Below are 22,161 nucleotides of genomic sequence, written 5' to 3'. Positions count from 1 at the left end.
CAAGCTCAGTGCCCGAGCGTGGCGGGCTCAGAGAAGTGGCGCTGCACCGCATCGGGCAGAGCCAGCCCGGTCTGGTGCGCGCGTTCGAGCACCTGCCAGAAATACCGGTAGCTGGCGCGGTCGTGCAGGCGACCTTCGAACTGCACCGGCGCCCATTCGGCAGCCACGGCGCGCTCGATGAGCGCGGCGGCGGTGTCGACCTCGCGCTCCGACGGCGCGAACGCCGCCAGGATGGGACGAATCTGGTCCGGGTGGATGCTCCACATGCGGGTGTAGCCAAGTTCGCCTGCAGCCTTGCGCGCGGCGGCACCCAGCGCCTGCAGGTCCTTGAACTCGGTGACCACGCAATGCGATGGCACCTTGCCATGCGCATGGCAGGCCGAGGCCATGTCCATCTTGGCGCGCAGCACCAGCGGGTGCGAGAACTGGCCTGCCACGCTCATGCCATCCGCAGGAATGGCGCCGCCATGGGCAGAGACGAAATCCATCAGGCCAAAGCTCAGGCTCTGCACACGCGGATGGGCCGCGATGTCGAAGGCACGGTGGATGGCGGCGGGGGATTCGATGAGCACGTGCAGCGGCAAGGCGGTGGCGCCGGCGGCGTCGAGCGCGGTCACTGCGCGCTGCACGTCGGCCACCGACTCCACCTTGGGCACCATCAGGTGACACAGGCGATGGCCCGCGCGGCCGGCGATGGTGGCCACGTCGGCGTCGAACGCGGGGTGGTCCACCGGGTGCACGCGCGCGGCCACACGGGCTTGCGGCGCGGCGGCCAGCGCGAGTTCGACCACCAGCCGGGCGTGCTCGGCCTCGCCACCCACGGGTGCGCCATCCTCGCAGTCCAGCGTCACGTCGAACACGCAGGTGCCGAACTCCTCGGCCATTTCGGCCTGAAGCGCCAGGCTCTTGCGCATCCGCGCCTCTACGCCGCTGTAGTGATCGCAGACCGGCAGCGCGAAGGCACCGGCCTGAGAGCCCAGCAGGATCGAGCGGGGATGGGTCACTGCGCGGTTACCAACCAGTTACAGCAGGTGCTTGACGCCGTCCTGCTCGCCTTGCAGCTCGGCCAGGGTCTTGTTGATGCACTCTTGCGAGAAGGCGTCGATTTCCAGGCCTTCGACGACCTTGTACTCGCCGTTTTCGCAGGTGACGGGGAAACCGAACATCACGTCCTTGGGAATACCGTACCAGCCCTGCGACGGGATGCCCATGGTGACCCACTCACCCTTGGTGCCCAGTGCCCAATCGCGCATGTGGTCGATGGCGGCGTTGGCGGCGGAGGCTGCGGAAGACAGGCCGCGAGCTTCGATGATGGCCGCGCCGCGCTTGCCCACGGTGGGCAGGAACACGTCCTTGTTCCAGACCTGGTCGTTGATCATGTCCTTGACCGAGGCGCCGTCGATGGTGGCGAAACGGTAGTCGGCGTACATGGTGGGCGAGTGGTTGCCCCACACGGCCAGTTTCTTGATGCTGGCCACCGGCTTGCCGGTCTTGGTGGCGATCTGCGAGGCGGCGCGGTTGTGGTCCAGGCGCAGCATGGCGGTGAAGTTGCCCGGCTTGAGGTCGGGCGCGCTCTTCATGGCGATGTAGGCGTTGGTGTTGGCGGGGTTGCCGACCACCAGCACCTTGACGTTGCGCGAGGCCACGGCGTTGAGAGCCTTGCCCTGGGCAATGAAGATGGCACCGTTGATGGCGAGCAACTCGGCACGTTCCATGCCGGGGCCGCGAGGACGTGAACCCACCAGCAGGGCGTAGTCGGTGTCCTTGAATGCCGTCATCGGGTCGCTGTGGGCTTCCATGCCAACCAGCAGCGGGAAAGCGCAATCGTCGAGTTCCATCATCACGCCCTTGAGCGCCTTCTGGGCCTTTTCATCGGGGATTTCCAGCAGTTGCAGGATCACCGGCTGGTCCTTGCCGAGCATTTCGCCCGAGGCGATGCGAAACAGCAGGGCGTAACCGATCTGGCCAGCGGCGCCAGTGACGGCAACGCGAACGGGCTTCTTGTTCATGGTGAAAACTCCGGAAAAGGACGTTGGAAATGGATCAAACTCAGCCCACGAGTGTACTCTCGCAAACCCTGATACGTCAATTTGTCTTATGTCTTATATAAGATATGATTGCGTCTCACAAGCGCCTCCATGGCGCCTGAAAAGCATGGCCACTCCGTCTCACAATCCCACGGCATCCGCCGACGCTTTGCCAACCGAAGCGCCGGACAACACCGCGCCGGCCTTCAGCCCGCTCTACCAGCAGATCAAGACGCTGATCCTGCGCAGTCTGCAGGCCGGGGAATGGAAGCCGGGCGACATGATTCCGAGCGAATTCGACCTGGCGGCGCGCTTCCGTGTGAGCCAGGGCACTGTTCGCAAGGCCATCGACGAGTTGGCCACCGACAACCTGCTGGTGCGTCGCCAGGGCAAAGGCACCTTTGTGGCGACGCACGCCGAGCAGCACACGCAATACCGCTTCCTGCGCCTGCTGCCCGACACCGGCACGCTGCAGGACCAGGGCCCTGCCGAGCGCCGCATCATTGAATGCAAACGCCTGCGCGCACCGGCCGAGGTGGCGCGCCAGCTCTCGCTGCGCACGGGCGACGCGGTGCTGCAGGTCAAGCGCGTCCTCGCCTTCGACGGCGTGCCGGCCATCCTGGAAGAACTCTGGTTGCCGGGCGCGCCCTTCAAGGGCCTGACGGTGGAAACACTCTCGGAAGACAAGGGCCCCATGTACGCCCTGTTCGAGGCACAGTTCGGCGTGCGCATGGTTCGCGCGGTGGAAAAGATCAAGGCGGTCGGCGCGGACGCAGACGCCGCGCCCTTGCTCGGCGTGCCGATGGGCAGCCCGCTGCTGAGCGTGGAACGGCTGGCCTTCACTTACAACGATGAGCCCATGGAGCTTCGGCGCGGTCTGTATCGCACCGATGCGCGCCACTACCGCAACGAATTGAGTTGATGGCGGCACGGATCATGGCCTGAGCGCACCGCAACACCCCAGCGTCAGCCTGCGGTATGGTGCGTTGCAATAGAATTTGCGGGCTCTTGGTAAAACCGTTGACGGAAGTTACCAACGAGTTACAGCCTTTTTTCCCCACCGATCTCCCGTTCCCCGGATGAAAGCCCCACCATGACCGAGTTGACCAAAAAGCGGCCCGAGTACCGCAACATCAACGCATTCACGGACCTCACCACCTACCGCCTGCCTCCCGCAGGTTGGGTGTCGATCCTGCACCGCGTCAGCGGCGCCCTGATGTTCCTTTTGTTGCCGCTGATCGTCTGGCTGTTCGACACATCGGTGTCGTCCGAGATTTCCTTCGAGGCCTTCAGCGCTGCCTTCGCCGGCGGCATTGGCTTCTTGCCAGGCTGGTTCTTCAAGCTGGTGGTACTGGCCCTGATCTGGGCTTACCTGCACCACCTCATTGCCGGCGTGCGCCACCTCTATATGGATGCCTTCCACGCCGTGAGCAAGGAATTCGGCAAGACCTCGGCCCTGGTCACGCTGGTATCCAGCATCGGCCTCACGCTGATCCTGGGCGCCAAGCTGTTTGGCCTCTACTGAGCCACGAGGAACACAACATGTCCGTCAACTACGGTTCCAAGCGCGTCGTCACCGGCGCCCACTATGGCCTGCGCGACTGGCTCGCCCAGCGCATCACGGCCGCCCTCATGGCCATCTTCACGCTGATCGTGCTCGCCCAGGTGGTGTTCACGCGCGGCCCCATCGGCTACGAAAGCTGGGCCGCCATCTTCTCCAGCCAGTGGATGAAGGCCCTGACCTTTGCCGTCTTCCTGGCCCTGGCCTACCACGTGTGGGTGGGCATGCGCGACATCTGGATGGACTACGTCAAGCCCGCCGGCATCCGCCTCGTGCTGCACGTCTTCACCATCGTCTGGCTCCTGTCCTGCCTGGGCTGGGCCGTTCAAGTTCTCTGGAGGCTCTGAAGCCATGACCGCATCCGCATCCCTTCCCAAGCGTCAGTTCGACGTGGTCATCGTCGGAGCCGGTGGCTCCGGCATGCGCGCCTCGCTGCAGCTGGCACGCGCCGGCCTCAAGGTGGCCGTGCTCTCCAAGGTCTTCCCCACCCGCTCGCACACCGTGGCCGCACAAGGCGGCATTGGCGCCTCGCTCGGCAACATGAACGAGGACAACTGGCACTACCACTTCTACGACACCATCAAGGGTTCCGACTGGCTGGGCGACCAGGACGCCATCGAGTTCATGTGTCGCGAAGCACCCAAGGTCGTGTATGAGCTCGAACACTTCGGCATGCCGTTCGACCGCAACCCCGACGGCACCATCTACCAGCGCCCCTTCGGCGGCCACACCGCCAACTACGGCGAGAAGCCCGTGCAGCGGGCCTGCGCCGCCGCCGACCGCACGGGTCACGCCATGCTGCACACGCTCTACCAGCAGAACGTACAGGCCCGCACCACCTTCTTTGTGGAATGGATGGCGCTGGACCTGATCCGCGATGCCAGCGGCGACGTGGTGGGCGTGACCGCGCTCGAAATGGAAACGGGCGAGACCTACATCCTGGAAGCCAAGACCACCCTGCTGGCCACTGGTGGCGCGGGCCGGATCTTCGCGGCTTCGACCAACGCCTTCATCAACACCGGCGATGGCCTGGGCATGGCGGCGCGCGCCGGCATCCCGCTGCAGGACATGGAGTTCTGGCAGTTCCACCCCACCGGCGTGGCCGGCGCGGGTGTGCTGCTCACCGAAGGTTGCCGTGGCGAAGGTGCAATCCTGCGCAACGTCAACGGCGATCGCTTCATGGAGCGCTACGCGCCCACGCTGAAAGACCTGGCGCCACGCGACTTCGTCTCACGATGCATGGACCAGGAGATCAAGGAAGGGCGCGGTTGCGGTCCTAACAAGGACTACATCCACCTCGACATGACGCACATCGGTGTCAACGACATCATGAAGCGCCTGCCCTCGGTCTACGAGATCGGCCACAACTTCGCCAACGTCGACATCACCAAGGACCCCATCCCCGTGGTGCCGACCATCCACTACCAGATGGGCGGCATCCCGACCAACATCCACGGTCAGGTCGTCACCCCCGATGGCCAGGGCAACCAGAAGGTGGTGAATGGTCTGTATGCCGTGGGCGAATGCTCCTGCGTGAGCGTGCACGGCGCCAACCGCCTGGGCACCAATTCGCTGCTCGACCTGCTGGTGTTCGGCCGCGCGGCCGGCAACCACATCGTTCAGTACAACGACAAGAACAAGACCCAGAAGCCGCTGCCGGCCGACGCCGCCGACAAGACGCTGGAACGCCTGGCGCGCCTGGACAAGGCCACCGACGGTGAGTATTCCCAGGATGTGGCCAACGACCTGCGCACGGCCATGCAGCAGCACGCCGGCGTGTTCCGCACCCAGGCCAGTATGGACGAGGGTGTGGTCAAGATCAACGCGATGCGTGCGCGCGTCGCCGCCATTGCCCTCAAGGACAAGTCCAAGGTATTCAATACCGCGCGCATCGAAGCGCTGGAGGTGGAGAACCTGATCGAATGCGCGCAGGCCACCATGACCTCGGCCGCTGCCCGCCGTGAGTGCCGGGGCGCCCACACGGTCAACGACTACGAGCGCCCGGCCGACGATCCCCAGTTCCCGCTGGGCCGCAACGACGCCGAGTGGATGAAGCACACGCTCTGGCACAGCGCCGACAACAGCCTGACGTACAAGGCCGTCAACCTGAAGCCCCTGACCGTGGAGTCCGTGCCGCCGAAAGTGCGCACCTTCTGACACCACCGTTCCCACGACGCTCGGAGAAAAAACACCATGGCCAAACGCACATTCAAGATCTACCGCTACGACCCCGAGAAGGACGCCAAGCCCTACATGCAGACCATCGAGGTCGAACTCGACGGCCACGAGCGCATGCTGCTGGACGCCTTGATGAAATTGAAGGCGGTGGACCCGACCATCTCCTTCCGCCGCTCCTGCCGCGAAGGCGTGTGCGGGTCGGACGCGATGAACATCAATGGCAAGAACGGCCTGGCCTGCCTGACCAACATGAACACGCTGCCCGGGGTGATCACCCTGAAGCCGCTGCCTGGCCTGCCGGTGGTGCGCGACCTGATCGTGGACATGACGCTGTTCTTCAAGCAGTACAACAGCATCAAGCCCTACCTGATCAACGAGTCCATTGCGCCCGAGAAGGAGCGCCTGCAGAGCCCAGAAGAGCGCGACGAACTCAACGGCCTGTACGAATGCATCCTGTGCGCGAGCTGCTCCACGAGCTGCCCGAGCTTCTGGTGGAACCCGGACAAGTTCGTCGGCCCGGCCGGTCTGCTGCAGGCCTACCGGTTCATTGCCGACAGCCGTGATCAGGCCACCAGCGAGCGCCTGGACAACCTGGAAGATCCCTACCGCCTGTTCCGCTGCCACACCATCATGAACTGCGTGGACGTCTGCCCCAAGGGCCTGAATCCCACGAAGGCCATCGGCAAGATCAAGGAAATGATGGTGATGCGCTCGGTCTGAGCCCACACCCACCGCACCCATGGACGCCACCACCCACGAAGCCCTGCTCGACGAACGCGCTCTGAGCAAACTGCGCTGGAGGTGCCGCCGCGGGCTGCTCGAGAACGATCTGTTCATCGAGCGCTTCTTTGCCAGGCACGAATCTGGCTTGACCCTGCGTCAAGCCGATGCCCTGGAGGCCTTGATGGATCTCTCCGACAACGATCTGCTCGATTTGTTGCTGGGCCGCAAGCCGCCAGAGGGCGATCTGGTCCGTGACGATGTCACGCAAGTGCTGGGCATGCTTCGCGCCGCCCGGCAACCCGTTTTAAGTCAGCCTTAAAAGGAAACCGCATGAAACTCGTAGACAACAAAGCCACCCTGTCGTTCTCCAACGGCAGTCCCAGCGTGGATCTGCCGGTGTACGCCGGCAGTATTGGGCCGGACGTGATCGACATCCGCAAGCTCTACGCGCAGACCGGCATGTTCACCTACGACCCGGGCTTCCTGTCCACGGCCGCGTGCCAATCGGCGATCACTTACATCGACGGTGACAAGGGCGAGTTGCTGTACCGCGGCTATCCCATCGAGCAGCTCGCCACGCAGTGCGACTACCTCGACACCTGCTACCTGCTGCTCAACGGCGAACTGCCGGACGAGAAGCAGCGCGGCGACTTCCACAAGCTCGTGACCAACCACACCATGGTCAACGAGCAGATGCAGTTCTTCCTGCGCGGTTTCCGCCGCGATGCGCACCCCATGGCGGTGCTCACCGGCCTGGTCGGCGGGCTGTCGGCCTTCTACCACGACAGCACGGACATCAACAACCCGAAGCACCGCGAGATCGCTGCGATCCGCCTGATTGCCAAGATGCCCACGCTGGTGGCGATGGCTTACAAGTACGGCATCGGCCAGCCCTACATGTACCCGAAGAACGACCTGAGCTACTCGGGCAACTTCCTGCGCATGATGTTCGGCACACCGTGCGAGGAGTATGTGGTCAACCCGGTGCTCGAACGCGCGCTGGACCGCATCTTCATTCTGCACGCCGACCATGAGCAGAACGCCTCCACCTCCACCGTGCGCCTGTGCGGCTCGTCGGGTACCAACCCGTTTGCCGCTATTGCCGCTGGCGTGGCCTGCCTGTGGGGCCCTGCCCACGGCGGCGCCAACGAAGCCTGCCTGAACATGCTGGAAGACATCCAGCGCCAGGGCGGCGTGTCCAAGGTCGGCGAGTTCATGGAAAAGGTCAAGGACAAGAACTCCGGCGTGAAGCTCATGGGCTTCGGCCACCGCGTGTACAAGAACTACGACCCGCGCGCCAAGCTCATGCAGGAGACCTGCAACGAAGTGCTGCAGGAACTGGGCCTGGAAAACGACCCCCTGTTCAAGCTGGCCAAGGAACTCGAGAAGATCGCCCTGGAAGACGAGTATTTCGTCTCCCGCAAGCTCTACCCGAACGTGGACTTCTACTCCGGCATCGTGCAGCGCGCCATCGGCATCCCGGTCAACCTGTTCACCGGCATCTTTGCGCTGGCCCGCACCGTGGGCTGGATCGCGCAGCTCAACGAGATGATCAGCGACCCCGAATACAAGATCGGGCGCCCGCGCCAACTCTTCACCGGCGCGCCGCGCCGCGACATCAGGCCGATCGCCAGCCGCTGATCCGGCTTGCGCCCTGGAAAGCCCGCTTCGTGCGGGCTTTCTTTTGCCCCGGCCTGCGCATTGGGGCAATACAGCCATCGCCGTTGGAGATGTCACAAACCTTCCCCTTGATAGAGAATCCAACTTTGGCCTCGCAAAACGCGAGGCCAACGCCCCATGCTCTCCGAACGCAACTTCGCCCGCCAGATCGATCTCACCTCGCTGCAGCTCTTCGTCGCAGTCTGCGAGCTGGGCAGCATCGGTCGCGCGGCTGAACGCGAATTCATCGCGGCATCGGCAGTCAGCAAGCGCCTGTCGGACCTGGAGGCCGCTTTGGGCACCACGCTGCTGCACCGCCATGCGCGCGGCGTTCGCCTCACGCCCGCAGGCGAAAGTCTGCTGCACCACGCGCGCGCCGTGCTGTTCGGGCTGGAGAAGATGCAGGCCGAGCTGACCGAATACGCCGACGGCGTGCGCGGCCACGTGCGTGTACACGCCAGCATCTCGGCGATCGTGCAATTCCTGCCGGAAGATCTGGGCGCCTTCGCCCGCCTGCATCCCCAGGTCAAGATCGATCTCGAAGAACACCTCAGCCCCGAGGTGTTGCGCGCCGTGCAGGAAGGCGCCGCCGATCTCGGCCTGTGCAACGGCGCCATGGGCACCAGCGGCCTGCAGACCCTGCCGTACCGGCGCGACCAGCTCGTGCTGGTGGTGCCCGGCGGCCATCCACTGGCCGGAGCCGGCCCGATCCCGTTCTCAACGTCGCTGCCCTTCGACCACGTGGGCCTGCACGCCAACAGCTCCATCCACCTGGCCACGCACCAGGCCGCCACGCGCGCCGGTACCGTCGTGCGTGTGCGCATCCGCGTGACCGGGCTCGACGCCATGTGTCGCATGATCGCCAACGGCCTCGGCGTGGGCGTGATGCCCCAGCGCGCTTTCGAGTTGCTGCACGGAGACGATGCGTTGCAGGCACTGCCCCTGACCGACGCCTGGGCCCAGCGCCAGCTGGTGCTCGTGGCCCGCGACTTCTCCAGCCTGCCGACCTCCGCGCGCCTGCTGGTCGATCACCTGCAGGCCGACGAAATTCGGCAGGCCGCCTAGAATCATTCCTCCACGAGACAGACCCACGCCATGCCACGCACGCTCTACGACAAGATCTGGGACGAACACGTCATCCACACCGAGGAAGACGGCACGTCCGTCCTCTACATCGACCGCCATCTGGTGCACGAAGTCACCAGCCCACAAGCCTATGAGGGCCTGCGCCAGGCCGGTCGCAAGGTCTGGCGGGTGAGTTCGGTCGTGGCCACGGCCGATCACAACACGCCCACCACCGGCTGGGAGCGGGGTTACGACGGCATCACCGATCCGATCAGCAAGGAACAGATCACCACGCTGGACAGCAACATCGCCGAATTCGGTGCGGCGGCCTTCTTTCCTTTCATGTCCAAACGCCAGGGCATCGTGCACGTGATCGGCCCGGAAACCGGCGCCACCCTGCCGGGCATGACGGTGGTCTGCGGCGACAGCCACACCTCCACCCATGGTGCGTTCGGTGCGCTGGCCCACGGCATCGGCACCAGCGAGGTCGAACACGTGCTGGCCACGCAGACCCTGCTGGCCAAGAAAGCAAAGAACATGCTGGTCCGCGTGGAAGGTCAACTGGCCAAAGGCTGTACCGCCAAGGACATCGTGCTGGCCATCATTGGCCGGATCGGTACCGCCGGCGGCACGGGCTACACCATCGAGTTCGGCGGCGCGGCCATTCGCGCGCTCAGCGTGGAAGGCCGCATGACGGTCTGCAACATGGCCATCGAGGCAGGCGCACGCGCCGGTCTGGTAGCGGTGGACGAGAAGACCATCGAATACGTCAAGGGTCGTCCGCTCTCGCCCACCGGGGTTGAGTGGGACCAGGCCGTTGCGTACTGGAAAACGCTGCATTCCGATGCCGATGCCAGATTCGACACCGTGGTCGAGCTCGACGCGGCAAAGATCGTGCCGCAGGTCACCTGGGGCACCTCACCCGAAATGGTGCTCGGCATCGACGGCAACGTGCCCGATCCCGATCGCGAGAAAGACGCGAGCAAGCGCGGTGCCATCGAGCGCGCATTGACCTACATGGACCTGAAGCCCGGCAAGGCGCTGAACGACATCTTCGTCGACAAGGTGTTCATCGGCTCGTGCACCAACAGCCGCATCGAGGACATGCGGGAAGCCGCCGCCGTGGTGAAAAAGCTCGGTCAGAAAGTGGCCAAGAACGTCAAGCTGGCCATGGTTGTCCCTGGTTCAGGCCTGGTGAAGGCACAGGCCGAGCGCGAAGGCCTGCACGAAATCTTCAAGGCCGCAGGATTCGAATGGCGCGAACCCGGCTGCTCGATGTGCCTGGCCATGAACGCCGACCGTCTGGAACCGGGCGAGCGCTGCGCGTCCACCAGCAACCGCAACTTCGAAGGCCGCCAGGGCGCTGGCGGTCGTACCCATCTCGTGTCCCCCGCCATGGCCGCAGCGGCCGCCGTGCACGGCCACTTTGTGGACGTGCGCACCTTCGCCTGATCACCCACCCCGCAACCCACCACTGGAGACTTCCATGAAAACCATTGCATGCATCTTTGCTGCCCTGATCCTGTCGCTGTCCCTGGGCGGCTGCAACACCTGGAGCGGCGTCAAGCAGGACGCCCGGCAAGCCGGACAGGCTGCGGGCAAAGGTGTTGAAAAGGCGGGCGAAAAAATCCAGGAAGTCGCAAAGTAACGCCCCCACCACCATGCAGAAATTCACCCTTCACAAGGGGCTCGTGGCCCCGATGGACCGCGAAAACGTCGACACCGACGCGATCATTCCCAAGCAGTTCCTGAAATCGATCCGCAAGACAGGCTTTGGTCAGAATCTGTTCGACGAATGGCGCTACCTTGACAAGGGTGAGCCCGGTCAGGATCCGGACAGCCGCAAGCCCAACCCGGACTTCGTGCTCAACCAGCCCCGCTACGCTGGCGCCTCGGTGCTGCTGGCACGCAAGAATTTCGGCTGCGGTTCGTCGCGCGAACACGCCCCCTGGGCCATCGACCAGTACGGCTTTCGCGCGCTGATCGCACCGAGCTACGCCGACATCTTCTTCAACAACTGCTTCAAGAACGGGCTGCTGCCCATCGTGCTGCCCGAAGCCCAGGTGGTGCAGCTGTTCGACGAAGTGGCCGCCTTCCCCGGCTACGAACTGACCATCGATCTGGAGCGTCAGGTGGTGGTCAAACCGCAAGGGGAAGAACTGCCGTTCGAGGTGCAGGCCTTCCGCAAGTACTGCCTGATGAACGGGCTGGACGACATCGGCCTGACGCTGCGCTACAAGGACAAGATTGCGGCCTTCGAAGCGGAACGCCTGGCCACCAAGCCCTGGCTCTCGCACACGATGCCAGCCTGAATCCCGGCACTTGGCAACTGATCACTCAACTCAACACCATTCATGAAAATCGCAGTTCTTCCGGGTGACGGCATCGGCACCGAAATCGTGGCCGAAGCGGTCCGGGTCCTCAATGCGCTGGACCTGCCCTTCGAGATGGAGTCCGCCCTGGTCGGCGGCGCGGCCTATGAGGCCCACGGCCATCCACTGCCCGACGCCACGCTGAAGCTGGCCATGGAAGCTGACGCCGTGCTGTTCGGCGCGGTGGGCGACTGGAAATACGACAAGCTTGACCGCCCCCTGCGCCCGGAGCAAGCCATCCTGGGCCTGCGCAAGCACATGGGCCTGTTTGCCAATTTCCGTCCTGCCATCTGCTACCCCGAACTGGTGGGCGCTTCCAGCCTCAAGCCGGAGATCATTGCCGGGCTGGACATCCTCATCATCCGCGAGCTCACCGGCGACATCTATTTCGGCCAGCCGCGCGGACGGCGCACCGCCACCGATGGGCATTTCCCCGGCGCCGAGGAAGCCTTCGACACCATGCGCTACAGCAAGCCGGAGATAGAGCGCATCGCCCACGTGGCCTTCCAGGCAGCGCGCAAGCGCAACAGGAAGGTCACCAGCGTGGACAAAGCCAACGTGCTGGAGACTTTCCAGTTCTGGAAAGACGTGGTCACCGAGGTGCACCAGCAGTACCCCGACGTGGAGCTCGACCACATGTATGTGGACAACGCGGCCATGCAACTGGTGCGCGCACCCAAGAAGTTCGACGTGGTGGTCACCGGCAACATGTTCGGCGACATCCTCTCCGACGAAGCGTCCATGCTCACCGGCTCCATCGGCATGCTGCCCTCGGCCTCGTTGAACACGAAGAACCAGGGCCTGTACGAACCCAGCCACGGCAGCGCGCCCGACATCGCCGGCAAAGGCATTGCCAACCCGCTGGCCACCATCATGAGCGCCGCCATGATGCTGCGCTTCAGCCTCAACCAGGAAGCCGCCGCGCAGCGCATCGAGGCGGCAGTGCAGAAGGTGCTGGCCCAGGGCCTGCGCACACCCGACATCCACAGCGAGGGCACCACCAAGGTAGGCACCATCGAAATGGGCGATGCGGTGCTGCGTGCTCTGCGCTAGAATCTTCGCCTATGTTTGCCGCCAGCCTGTTCGATCAGAACCTCGCATCCACCGCCATGGTGGATGTCGCTGCGCGCGCAATCTCCACCAAAACCACGACCATTAAGGGCTGATCCAGCTCCGGAATCGTCGTGCGCCCTCCCTGGCCAGACGAGCCGGGGCAAACAGTCTGGTCTGCACTGTTTTTAACTGAAAGGGCGTTCAAATGAGCAAGTTGGTAGGCCTCGTAGGCTGGCGCGGCATGGTCGGTTCCGTGCTGATGGACCGCATGGTCGCGGAAAACGATTTCGATCTGATCGAACCACTGTTCTTCTCCACCTCCAACGCCGGCGGCAAAGCCCCGACCATGGCGAAGAACGAATCCACCCTGCAGGATGCGCACGACATCGCGGCTCTGAAGCGCTGCGACATCGTCATCACCGCCCAGGGCGGCGACTACACCAACGAGGTCTATCCGAAGCTGCGAGCTGCGGGCTGGCGCGGCCACTGGATCGACGCCGCATCCGCACTTCGCATGGAGAAGGACTCGGTCATCATCCTGGATCCAGTCAACCTGCCTGTGATTCAAAAGGCCCTCTCCCAGGGCGGCCGGGACTGGATCGGCGGCAACTGCACCGTCAGTTGCATGCTCATGGGCGTGGGCGCCCTCTACAAGGCGGGTCTCGTGGAGTGGATGAGCACGCAGACCTACCAGGCCGCTTCGGGTGGTGGTGCCCAGCACATGCGCGAGCTGCTCACGCAGTACGGCACGCTCAATGCGGAAGTCAAGGCCCTGCTGGACGACCCCAAGAGCGCGATTCTGGAAATCGACCGCAAGGTCATCGCAAAACAGCGTGCGCTCAGCGGCGCCGACATCGCCAACTTTGGCGTTCCCCTGGGTGGTTCGCTGATTCCCTGGATTGACAAGGACCTGGGCAATGGCATGTCCAAGGAAGAATGGAAGGGCATGGCCGAGACCAACAAGATCCTCGGCATGGGCGAAGGCTTCGATTCAGCGGCCATTCCGGTGGACGGCTTCTGCGTCCGCGTGGGCGCCATGCGCTGCCACAGCCAGGCCTTGACCTTCAAGCTCAAGAAGGACGTGCCGGTGGCCGATATCGAGGCCATGATCGCTGCCGACAACGAATGGGTGAAGGTGGTGCCGAACACGAAGGAAGCCACGCTTCAGGATCTGACCCCTGTTGCAGTGACCGGCACCATGACCATTCCCGTGGGACGCGTGCGCAAGCTGGCCATGGGCCCGGAGTACGTGGGCGCTTTCACCATCGGTGACCAGTTGCTCTGGGGCGCTGCCGAACCGCTGCGTCGCATGCTGCGCATCCTGCTGGAGGCTTGAGGCACGGGGGCAGGGACAGACCTTATGTATCCGGCGGCTTGCGATCACGTTGCGCCTCTGCAACGCAAACGCGACGGCTCATCGCAGTAGATGACCGGCTGAGAAACTCAAGCGGATTCTCAGCTTGTCACCGTAATCTGTTGATGTTAAGGTCAATTCTCGGTTTTTTACGTCGAGGTCCAAGTGCCATCCACCCCCCGCCAAACCCCATCTCCAGAGACCCGCTCCATGCAACAAAGCGTAGGAGTTCGAGGTCTTGCCCGGTTGCATGCGGTCGCCGCGGCGGCACTGCTTTGCACGAGCTTGTTGCAACCCTCGGACGCCCACGCACTGGCGCTGGGTCGGGTCGTGGTCCAGTCGGCACTGGGTGAGCCCCTGCGCGCCGAAATCGAGGTTCCGGATATCAACAGCGAAGAAGCCTCCAGCCTGCGCGTGGGCCTGGCTTCCGCTGACGCTTTTCGCGCCGCAGGCGTTGACTTCGGTTCCGCCCTGGCCAGCGTGCAAATCAGCCTGCAACGCCGGGCCGATGGCCGCGCCTACCTGCGTCTGACCAGCTCGCGCCCGATCACGGAGCCCTTCGTCGACCTCATCGTGGAGGCCAACTGGTCTTCGGGTCGCATCGTGCGCGACTACACCCTGCTGTTCGATCCGCCCAACCTGCGTCCGGCGCCCCAGCCCGTGCCCGTGGCACCCGGCGTTGCTGCGCCCGCCCCGTCCACCGCACAGGCACCGCGGCCGATTCCGCCAATGGCGCCCGCGCCTGCGGTCCGCCCTCCGCAGCCCGCGCTACCGGCCGCCAGTGCACCGGCACCGGTCGCCAGCCCGACACCAGCGCCTGCCCCCGCACCCGCTGCAGCCAGCAGCGGTGGCGGCCAGGTACGGGTAAAAGCGGGCGACACAGCCGGCGGCATTGCCGCGGCCAACCGCCCGGCCAACGTCTCGCTCGACCAGATGCTGGTCGCCATGTTGCGCTCCAATCCGAATGCGTTCATTGGTGGCAACGTCAACCGCATCAAGGCGGGCACGGTGCTCGACCTGCCGGCCCAGCAGGAGGCCGCCGCCATCAATCCGGGTGAAGCGCGTCAGACCATCGCAGCCCAGAGCCGCGATTTCAACGAGTTCCGTCGCCGACTGGCGGGCAGCGTGCCCGATGCAGGTGTCGCTGCTGCCGATCGCCAGGCCGCTGGTCAGATCCAGACCGAGGTGAAGGAGGCCAAGCCCGCCGCACCTTCCGCCGACAAGCTGACGCTGTCGAAGGAGGCCGCTGCAGCTGCGGCCGGCCAGGCCAGCCGCGAGGATCAGATCGCCAAGGAGCGCCAGGCCAAGGACGCGTCGAATCGCGTCGCCGAGCTCTCGCGCAACATCGAAGAGCTGTCCAAGCTGGGCGCCGGCTCCGCGCCAGGCGCTGCCGCCACGGTACCCGCTGCGCCGGCCGCTCCTGCGGCCCCCGCGGCCACCCCGCCCGCAGCAGCACCCTCTGCCGAGGCGCCTACCAGTGCCGCACCGGCCGTGACCCTTCCCACGACGCCACCACCCGTGGCCGCCGCGTCCGAACCAGCCGCTGCACCACCTGTGGTTGCGCCGGTAGAACCTGCCGCCTCCGCACCGTCGACCACGCCCGCCCCCGTGGCAGCCCCCAGGCCCGTGCCGGTGCCGCTTCCCGACGAACCTTCTTTCCTCGACCAGTTGCGCGACAACCCGCTGGTGCTGCCTCTGGCCGGTGGCCTGCTGGCCTTGCTCGCGGCTTTCGGCTTCTACCGCATGCGCCAGCGCAAGCACGGCTCGAGCGTGGACAGCTCTTTCCTTGAAAGCCGCCTCCAGCCCGATTCGTTCTTCGGCTCCAGCGGCGGTCAGCGCATCGACACCGCTGAGTCGGTGGCATCGGGCTCTTCCATGGTGTATTCGCCCAGCCAGCTCGATGCAGCTGGCGACGTGGACCCGGTGGCCGAAGCCGACGTGTACCTGGCCTATGGCCGCGACCTGCAGGCCGAGGAAATTCTCAAGGAAGCCATGCGCAGCACGCCGACGCGTGTGGCCATTCACAACAAGCTGCTGGAGATCTACGCCAAGCGCCGCGATGCACGTGCCTTCGAGGTGGTGGCCACCGAAGCCTATGGACTCACGCAGGGCCAGGGCCCTGAGTGGGAACATGCTTGCGAGATCGGCAAGGAACTCGATCCGTCCAATCCGCTGTACCAGCCAGGCGGCGCGCCTGCCGTGAAGGTCGGTGCGGTGGCGGGCATCGCGGGCGCCGGCATGAACACCATGCCCTTCGGCAGCAGCACACTGGCCGAAACCTCCAACGCCGGTACGCCGTCGGACATGGCCAATCTCGACCTGGATCTGGACTTTTCGCTGGACGAGCCCTCTGCACCTGCTCCGCTGGACGCACCCCACTCCGTTCGCGGTTCGGTGGGCGATGCCGGCCTCTCCGGCATGGATGACCTGAACGCCACGGAAGCGCTGACCAGCCAGCGCGTGGAAGAGAAGGATGCCTCTCCCTCCATGTCGATGGACTTCGACCTCGACTTTCCGTCGGGTCCGGCTCCCCTCGGCCCCACCAGCGATGCTGCAGCCGCGAGCGAGACCACGTCGCTGCGCGGATCGCTGGAACCGTCGTCGGCCTCCATGTCACTCGACCTCGATGTGCCGCCGCCTGTAGCCGCACCGAGCCAGCCCGCTGCCATGCCGGAGATGATGTCGTTCAACCTCAACGACATCAACCTCGATCTGGACGCCACGCCTTCCAAGCTCCCGCAGGACGACAACACCAGTTCAGGCCGACTGACGGAAGAGAACCCGCTGGAGACCAAGCTTTCGCTGGCTGAAGAATTCCGTGCCATTGGCGACTTCGAAGGCGCTCGCTCGCTGGCCGAGGAAGTGCTCGCCGAGGCCTCCGGCACGCTCAAGACCAAAGCCGGCACCTTCCTCGCCGACCTGGCCTGAAGCACCAGCTGGATTCCCCCTTGCAGAGTCCCGCGGTGGCAGCCGTCGAACGGCGCCAGCGCGTGGCGCTGGGGCTGAGCTACAACGGACGCGCCTACGACGGCTGGCAGAGCCAGCCGGGTGGCCGCACCGTGCAGGACCACCTGGAACAGGCGCTGACGCGATTCACCGCGCAGGACACCATCAAGACACTTTGCGCCGGGCGCACCGATGCCGGCGTACACGGTCTGATGCAGGTGGTGCATTTCGACACGTCGCTCGACCGCCCTGACAGCGCCTGGGTGAGAGGCACCAACAGCTTCCTGCCCGACGACATTGCCGTTCAATGGGCACGCCACGTCCCAGACACCTTCCATGCCCGTGCCAGTGCGCGCGCCCGCCGCTACGCCTATGTGTTGCTCGAATCGCCGGTGCGGCCCAGCGTCGATGCCGGTCTGGTGGGCTGGGTGTTTCGCCCACTCGCACTGGAGCCCATGGTGCAGGCGGCACAAACCTTGATAGGCGAACACGATTTCACCTCGTTCCGTGCCGCCCAATGCCAGGCGCACTCGCCCATCAAGCACCTGCTTCGAGCGGAGGTGTCGCGTCGCGGAAGCTACTGGCGTTTCGAGTTCGAAGCCACCGCCTTCCTGCACCACATGATCCGCAACATCATGGGGTGCCTGATCGCGATCGGCACCGGCAACCGTCCGCCTGAGTGGATGACCGAAGTGCTGCTGGCCCGCAGCCGTGCTGCCGCCGCACCCACCTTCTCCCCGGACGGCCTGTACTTTCTGGGACCCGTCTACGATGCGGTCCTGGGTCTGCCCGAACGCACGCCCGCCTTTGACTGGCTGCCATGAACACCCAACACCGCACGCGCATCAAGATCTGCGGCCTCACGCGCGAGACCGATGTGGACGCGGCCGTGCACGCTGGTGCGGATGCCGTGGGCTTCGTGCTGTACGACAAGAGCCCTCGGCATGTCTCGCCAGAGCGCGCTCGCGAACTGGCGCGGCGCCTGCCCCCCTTCGTCATGCCTGTGCTGCTGTTCGTCAACGCCAGCCCGGAGCACATCGCACGAGGATGCCTAGCCGTGCCGCAGGCACTGCTGCAATTCCACGGCGACGAATCACCGGCAGACTGCATCGCGGCGGGGCGGCCTTTCATGCGCGCGGCACGCATTCCCACCGGGCTACCCGGCCGGGACTTCGATCTCCTAAAATACGCCGAAGATCACCGGGCCGCCCAGGCCATCCTGCTCGACGCACTGGTCGAGGGTTATGGCGGCGGTGGTCAATCCTTCGACTGGACAGCATTCCCTTGGTCACATCCGCTTCTAAACGCCAGCTCTCGCCTCGTTTTGTCTGGTGGACTCACGCCTGCAAACGTGACCGATGGCATCACGCGCGTACGGCCCTGGGCCGTTGACGTGAGCTCCGGGGTCGAGATGTCCAAAGGCATCAAGGACCCCGACAAGATGCTCGCTTTTGTGGCCGCCGTGCGAGCGGCCGACGCACAGACAGCCCGCCTTCCCTGACGTCCCTCCCATGGGGTCCGGGCGGCGATCGAACCGGAATCACTCCCATGCAGACCTACCAGCAACCCGACGCCCGAGGCCATTTCGGCATCTACGGCGGCAGCTTCGTGAGCGAAACGCTCACACACGCCATCAACGAGCTCAAGACTGCGTACGCGAAGTACCAGCACGACCCCGAGTTCCTGGCCGAGTTCAAGCGTGAACTGGCCCATTTCGTGGGCCGGCCCAGCCCGGTCTATCACGCTGCGCGCATGAGCCGCGAAACCGGCGGCGCACAGATCTTTCTGAAACGCGAAGACCTCAACCACACCGGTGCGCACAAGGTCAACAACACCATCGGCCAGGCCATGCTGGCGCGCCGCATGGGCAAGCCGCGCATCATCGCTGAGACCGGTGCCGGGCAGCACGGCGTCGCCACCGCCACCATCTGCGCACGCTATGGGCTGGAGTGCGTGGTCTACATGGGCAGTGAAGACGTGAAACGCCAGAGCCCCAACGTCTACCGCATGAAGCTGCTGGGCGCCACTGTGGTGCCGGTGGAGTCGGGCAGCAAGACGCTGAAGGATGCACTCAACGAAGCCATGCGCGACTGGGTGGCCAACGTGGACAACACCTTCTACATCATCGGTACCGTGGCGGGTCCGCACCCCTACCCCATGATGGTCCGCGACTTCCAGAGCGTGATCGGCGAGGAATGCCTGGTGCAGATGCCCGAGATGCTGAGCGCGGCCGGTTGCCGTGGTGGTCAGCCCGATGCGGTGCTTGCCTGCGTGGGTGGCGGCAGCAATGCCATGGGCATCTTCTATCCCTATATCGGACACGAGAAGACGCGCCTGATCGGCGTGGAGGCGGCAGGCGAAGGTCTGGAGAGCGGCAAGCATTCAGCCTCGCTGCAAATGGGCAGCCCCGGCGTGCTGCACGGCAACCGCACCTACGTGCTGCAGGACGACAACGGCCAGGTGACCGAGACGCACAGCGTGAGCGCGGGTCTGGACTACCCCGGCGTGGGTCCCGAGCACGCGTTCCTGAAGGACATTGGTCGCGCCGAGTACGTGGGCATCACCGACACCGAGGCACTGGAAGCCTTCCACTACCTCTGCCGAACCGAAGGCATCATTCCTGCGCTGGAGTCCAGCCATGCCGTGGCCTACGCCATGAAGCTGGCGAAGACCATGAAACCCGACCAGTCCATCCTGGTCAACCTGTCCGGACGCGGGGACAAGGACATTGGTACCGTGGCCGACCTCTCAGGCGTCGACTTCTACGACCGACCCTCCATGCGGGGACTCACCGTGAAAGGGGGGCAGACCAAATGAGCCGCATCGAAGAGACCTTTGCCCAACTCAAGACCAGGAACCGCAAGGCCCTGATTCCTTACGTCACGGCCGGCTTTCCGTTTGCCGACATCACCCCCGATCTGATGCACGGCATGGCCGAAGCCGGCGCCGACGTCATCGAGCTCGGAGTGCCTTTCTCGGACCCCGCGGCCGATGGCCCCGTGATTCAGAAAGCCGGCGATCGCGCACTGGCGCTGGGCATCGGCATGACGCAGGTGCTGGCCATGGTGCGCACCTTCCGCGAGCGCAACACCTCCACGCCGGTGGTTCTGATGGGCTATGCGAACCCGGTCGAGCGCTACGACCAGAAGCACGGCGCGGGCGCATTCGTGCGCGATGCGAGTGCGGCCGGCGTGGACGGTGTGCTAGTGGTGGACTACCCGCCAGAGGAGTGTGAAGACTTCGCCGCTTCGCTGCGTGCACACGGCATGGACCTGATCTTCCTGCTGGCACCCACTTCCACCGACGAACGCATGGCCCAGGTTGCCCGCGTGGCCAGCGGTTACGTGTACTACGTTTCACTCAAAGGCGTCACCGGTGCCGGTACGCTGGATGTGGGGCAAGTGGAAGCCATGCTGCCGCGCATCCGCCAGCACGTGAACATCCCCGTCGGCGTAGGTTTCGGCATTCGCGACGCCGAAACCGCCCGCGCCATCGGCAAGACGTCCGATGCCGTGGTGATTGGCAGCAAGATCATCCAGTTGATCGAGAACGAGCCCCATGAGAAAGTGGTTGCCGTGGCCTCTCAATTCCTTCGCACCATCCGAAAAGCGCTGGACGCATAATCCGCCCACTGTGCCCACGGGCCATCCGCAAGGAGAACATCCATGTCCTGGCTAGAAAAACTGCTGCCCCCAAAGATCACCCCGACCGACCCGACCGAGCGCCGCAGCGTGCCCGAAGGCCTCTGGATCAAATGTCCGAGCTGCGAGGCGGTGCTCTACAAGAACGATCTGGAGAAGAACCAGAACGTCTGCCCGCATTGCAGCCACCACCACCGCATCGGTGCGCGTGCGCGGCTCAACGCGTTTCTGGACGCTGAAGGCCGCTACGAGATCGCGCAGGAAGTGCTGCCGGTGGACGCGCTGAAGTTCAAGGACAGCCGCAAGTACCCCGAGCGCCTCAAGGATGCACTGGAGGCCACCGGCGAGACCGATGCGCTGGTGGTCATGGGCGGATCGGTGCTCGGCATCAGCCTGGTCACCGCGTGTTTCGAGTTCGATTTCATGGGTGGCTCCATGGGCTCCGTGGTCGGTGAGCGCTTCGTGCGCGGCGTTGAGGAAGCCATCGCCCAGAAGGTGCCTTTCGTTTGCTTCACCGCCACCGGTGGTGCGCGCATGCAGGAAGGCCTGCTTTCCCTCATGCAGATGGCCAAGACCAACGCCTCGCTCACCCGCCTGGCGAAGAAAGGCCTGCCATACATCAGCGTCCTGACCGACCCCACCATGGGTGGCGTGAGCGCGGGCTTCGCATTCGTGGGCGACGTGGTGATTGCCGAGCCCAAGGCCCTGATCGGTTTTGCCGGCCCGCGCGTGATCGAGAACACGGTGCGGGTGAAACTGCCCGAAGGTTTCCAGCGCGCCGAGTTCCTTCAGACCAAGGGCGCGGTGGACTTCATCAGCGACCGGCGCGAACTGCGCGCCCACATTGCCAACCTGCTGGCGATGCTGCAGCGCCAGAGCGCCGACGCGGTGGTCAACGATTGAGTGCCGAGCCCGTCAGCGGGCCTCTGACGCTCCAGCAGCTTCCCCTGTTTCCGCTGCAGACCGTCCTGTTCCCGGGTGGCTGGCTGCCCTTGCGCATTTTCGAGGTGCGCTACCTGGACATGATTGGCCGCTGCCACAAGGCCGGCGCGCCCTTTGGCGTGGTCTGCCTGAGCGAGGGCTCGGAGGTGCGGCGTATCGACCCGGCAGCGCCACCCGGCGGTGACGCATTCGCCAGGGAGGTGTTCCACCCCGTTGGGACCCTGGCCCGGATCGAGTCTCTGGAGCGGCCCCAGCCGGGGCTGATGGTGATTCAGTGCCGAGGCCAGCAGCGCTTTCAGGTGACGCGCCGCAGCCAACTGGCGCACGGGCTCTGGGTGGCCGATGTGCAACTGGATGAACCCGAAGCGTCTGTGCCTGTGCCAACGCACCTCGCCAACACGCGCGACGCCCTGCAACGCCTGCTGCAGAGCCTGCAGGAGCGCGATCCCCAAAGCCTGGAGCAATTGCCGTTGCGACCACCGTACCGCTGGGATGACAGCGGCTGGGTGGCCAACCGCTGGGCCGAGTTGCTGCCCACACCGGCCGAACTCAAGCAGCGCCTGATGGCACTGGACAATCCGTTGCTGCGGCTGGAACTGGTGTCGGATCTGCTGGACCGGCTCGGCCTGGAACACTGAGT

General features: G+C 64.8%; 22 protein-coding genes. 20 read left to right on the top strand and 2 right to left on the bottom strand.

Annotated elements, in window-relative coordinates; translation table 11 throughout:
* Positions 1-5: 5 nt before the first annotated feature.
* Together ACTIF6_RS14110 and ACTIF6_RS14105 are read right to left on the bottom strand one after the other, a co-directional pair.
* Positions 6-1,022, bottom strand: coding sequence for an HpcH/HpaI aldolase/citrate lyase family protein (locus ACTIF6_RS14110; RefSeq protein WP_439588562.1), 1,017 nt, complete (start codon positions 1,020-1,022; stop codon positions 6-8).
* On the bottom strand, positions 1,023-2,009 hold the full coding sequence (locus ACTIF6_RS14105; RefSeq protein WP_439588546.1) for a malate dehydrogenase: 987 nt from the start codon (positions 2,007-2,009) through the stop codon (positions 1,023-1,025).
* A gap of 145 nt (positions 2,010-2,154) precedes the next feature.
* On the opposite strand from ACTIF6_RS14105, the gene ACTIF6_RS14100 reads away from it, so the two are divergent.
* The 20 genes from ACTIF6_RS14100 (at position 2,155) to ACTIF6_RS14005 (ending at position 22,159) form a co-directional block, all read left to right on the top strand.
* Positions 2,155-2,949: a GntR family transcriptional regulator gene (locus ACTIF6_RS14100; protein WP_439588545.1), complete on the top strand. Its 795-nt coding sequence runs from the start codon at positions 2,155-2,157 to the stop codon at positions 2,947-2,949.
* 171 nt (positions 2,950-3,120) lie between these two features.
* Positions 3,121-3,552, top strand: coding sequence for a succinate dehydrogenase, cytochrome b556 subunit (sdhC, locus tag ACTIF6_RS14095; protein ID WP_439588544.1), 432 nt, complete (start codon positions 3,121-3,123; stop codon positions 3,550-3,552).
* Between the two features lie 17 nt (positions 3,553-3,569).
* On the top strand, positions 3,570-3,935 hold the full coding sequence (sdhD, locus tag ACTIF6_RS14090; RefSeq protein WP_439588543.1) for a succinate dehydrogenase, hydrophobic membrane anchor protein: 366 nt from the start codon (positions 3,570-3,572) through the stop codon (positions 3,933-3,935).
* A 4-nt stretch (positions 3,936-3,939) separates the two neighbouring features.
* On the top strand, positions 3,940-5,745 hold the full coding sequence (sdhA, locus tag ACTIF6_RS14085; RefSeq protein WP_439588542.1) for a succinate dehydrogenase flavoprotein subunit: 1,806 nt from the start codon (positions 3,940-3,942) through the stop codon (positions 5,743-5,745).
* Between the two features lie 36 nt (positions 5,746-5,781).
* Complete coding sequence (locus ACTIF6_RS14080; protein ID WP_439588541.1) at positions 5,782-6,486, top strand: succinate dehydrogenase iron-sulfur subunit; 705 nt, start codon at positions 5,782-5,784, stop codon at positions 6,484-6,486.
* A gap of 19 nt (positions 6,487-6,505) precedes the next feature.
* Positions 6,506-6,808, top strand: a complete 303-nt coding sequence (locus ACTIF6_RS14075; protein WP_439588540.1) for a succinate dehydrogenase assembly factor 2 — start codon at positions 6,506-6,508, stop codon at positions 6,806-6,808.
* 11 nt (positions 6,809-6,819) lie between these two features.
* A complete protein-coding gene (locus ACTIF6_RS14070; RefSeq protein ID WP_439588539.1) occupies positions 6,820-8,130 on the top strand; it encodes a citrate synthase in 1,311 nt (436 codons plus the stop codon).
* 156 nt (positions 8,131-8,286) lie between these two features.
* Positions 8,287-9,213, top strand: a complete 927-nt coding sequence (locus ACTIF6_RS14065) for a LysR family transcriptional regulator (RefSeq protein WP_439588538.1) — start codon at positions 8,287-8,289, stop codon at positions 9,211-9,213.
* 30 nt (positions 9,214-9,243) lie between these two features.
* Positions 9,244-10,665, top strand: coding sequence for a 3-isopropylmalate dehydratase large subunit (leuC, locus tag ACTIF6_RS14060; RefSeq protein ID WP_439588537.1), 1,422 nt, complete (start codon positions 9,244-9,246; stop codon positions 10,663-10,665).
* A 34-nt stretch (positions 10,666-10,699) separates the two neighbouring features.
* Complete coding sequence (locus tag ACTIF6_RS14055) at positions 10,700-10,861, top strand: entericidin EcnAB (RefSeq protein WP_439588536.1); 162 nt, start codon at positions 10,700-10,702, stop codon at positions 10,859-10,861.
* A gap of 13 nt (positions 10,862-10,874) precedes the next feature.
* A complete protein-coding gene (leuD, locus tag ACTIF6_RS14050) occupies positions 10,875-11,525 on the top strand; it encodes a 3-isopropylmalate dehydratase small subunit (protein WP_439588535.1) in 651 nt (216 codons plus the stop codon).
* A gap of 42 nt (positions 11,526-11,567) precedes the next feature.
* A complete protein-coding gene (gene leuB, locus ACTIF6_RS14045; protein ID WP_439588534.1) occupies positions 11,568-12,638 on the top strand; it encodes a 3-isopropylmalate dehydrogenase in 1,071 nt (356 codons plus the stop codon).
* Positions 12,639-12,843: 205 nt separating this feature from the next.
* Positions 12,844-13,974 carry an aspartate-semialdehyde dehydrogenase gene (gene asd / locus ACTIF6_RS14040; protein ID WP_439588533.1) on the top strand — a complete coding sequence of 377 codons (1,131 nt, stop codon included), beginning with the start codon at positions 12,844-12,846 and terminating at the stop codon, positions 13,972-13,974.
* A 306-nt stretch (positions 13,975-14,280) separates the two neighbouring features.
* Entirely contained in the window at positions 14,281-16,920 is a 2,640-nt protein-coding gene (locus ACTIF6_RS14035) for a FimV/HubP family polar landmark protein (protein ID WP_439588532.1), read from the top strand.
* Between the two features lie 20 nt (positions 16,921-16,940).
* On the top strand, positions 16,941-17,762 hold the full coding sequence (gene truA / locus ACTIF6_RS14030; RefSeq protein ID WP_439588531.1) for a tRNA pseudouridine(38-40) synthase TruA: 822 nt from the start codon (positions 16,941-16,943) through the stop codon (positions 17,760-17,762).
* Positions 17,759-18,439 carry a phosphoribosylanthranilate isomerase gene (locus ACTIF6_RS14025; protein WP_439588530.1) on the top strand — a complete coding sequence of 227 codons (681 nt, stop codon included), beginning with the start codon at positions 17,759-17,761 and terminating at the stop codon, positions 18,437-18,439. The genes truA and ACTIF6_RS14025 overlap by 4 nt, the downstream gene beginning before the upstream one ends.
* A 47-nt stretch (positions 18,440-18,486) precedes the next feature.
* The gene (gene trpB, locus ACTIF6_RS14020) at positions 18,487-19,755 is read left to right on the top strand and encodes a tryptophan synthase subunit beta (protein ID WP_439588529.1); all 1,269 of its coding nucleotides are present in this window, start codon (positions 18,487-18,489) and stop codon (positions 19,753-19,755) included.
* Positions 19,752-20,561: a tryptophan synthase subunit alpha gene (gene trpA, locus ACTIF6_RS14015; protein WP_439588528.1), complete on the top strand. Its 810-nt coding sequence runs from the start codon at positions 19,752-19,754 to the stop codon at positions 20,559-20,561. Before trpB ends, trpA begins: the two co-directional genes overlap by 4 nt.
* Before the next feature lie 42 nt (positions 20,562-20,603).
* On the top strand, positions 20,604-21,482 hold the full coding sequence (gene accD, locus ACTIF6_RS14010; RefSeq protein ID WP_439588527.1) for an acetyl-CoA carboxylase, carboxyltransferase subunit beta: 879 nt from the start codon (positions 20,604-20,606) through the stop codon (positions 21,480-21,482).
* A complete protein-coding gene (locus ACTIF6_RS14005) occupies positions 21,479-22,159 on the top strand; it encodes an LON peptidase substrate-binding domain-containing protein (RefSeq protein WP_439588526.1) in 681 nt (226 codons plus the stop codon). The genes accD and ACTIF6_RS14005 overlap by 4 nt, the downstream gene beginning before the upstream one ends.
* The last annotated feature ends 2 nt before the right edge of the window (positions 22,160-22,161 follow it).

This window comes from Hydrogenophaga sp. (genome assembly GCF_051860785.1).
In the GTDB taxonomy this organism is placed as follows: Bacteria; Pseudomonadota; Gammaproteobacteria; order Burkholderiales; family Burkholderiaceae_C; genus Hydrogenophaga.
The sequence above is the reverse complement of the archived record's forward strand: the minus strand, read 5'-3'. Positions and strand labels throughout refer to the sequence as shown.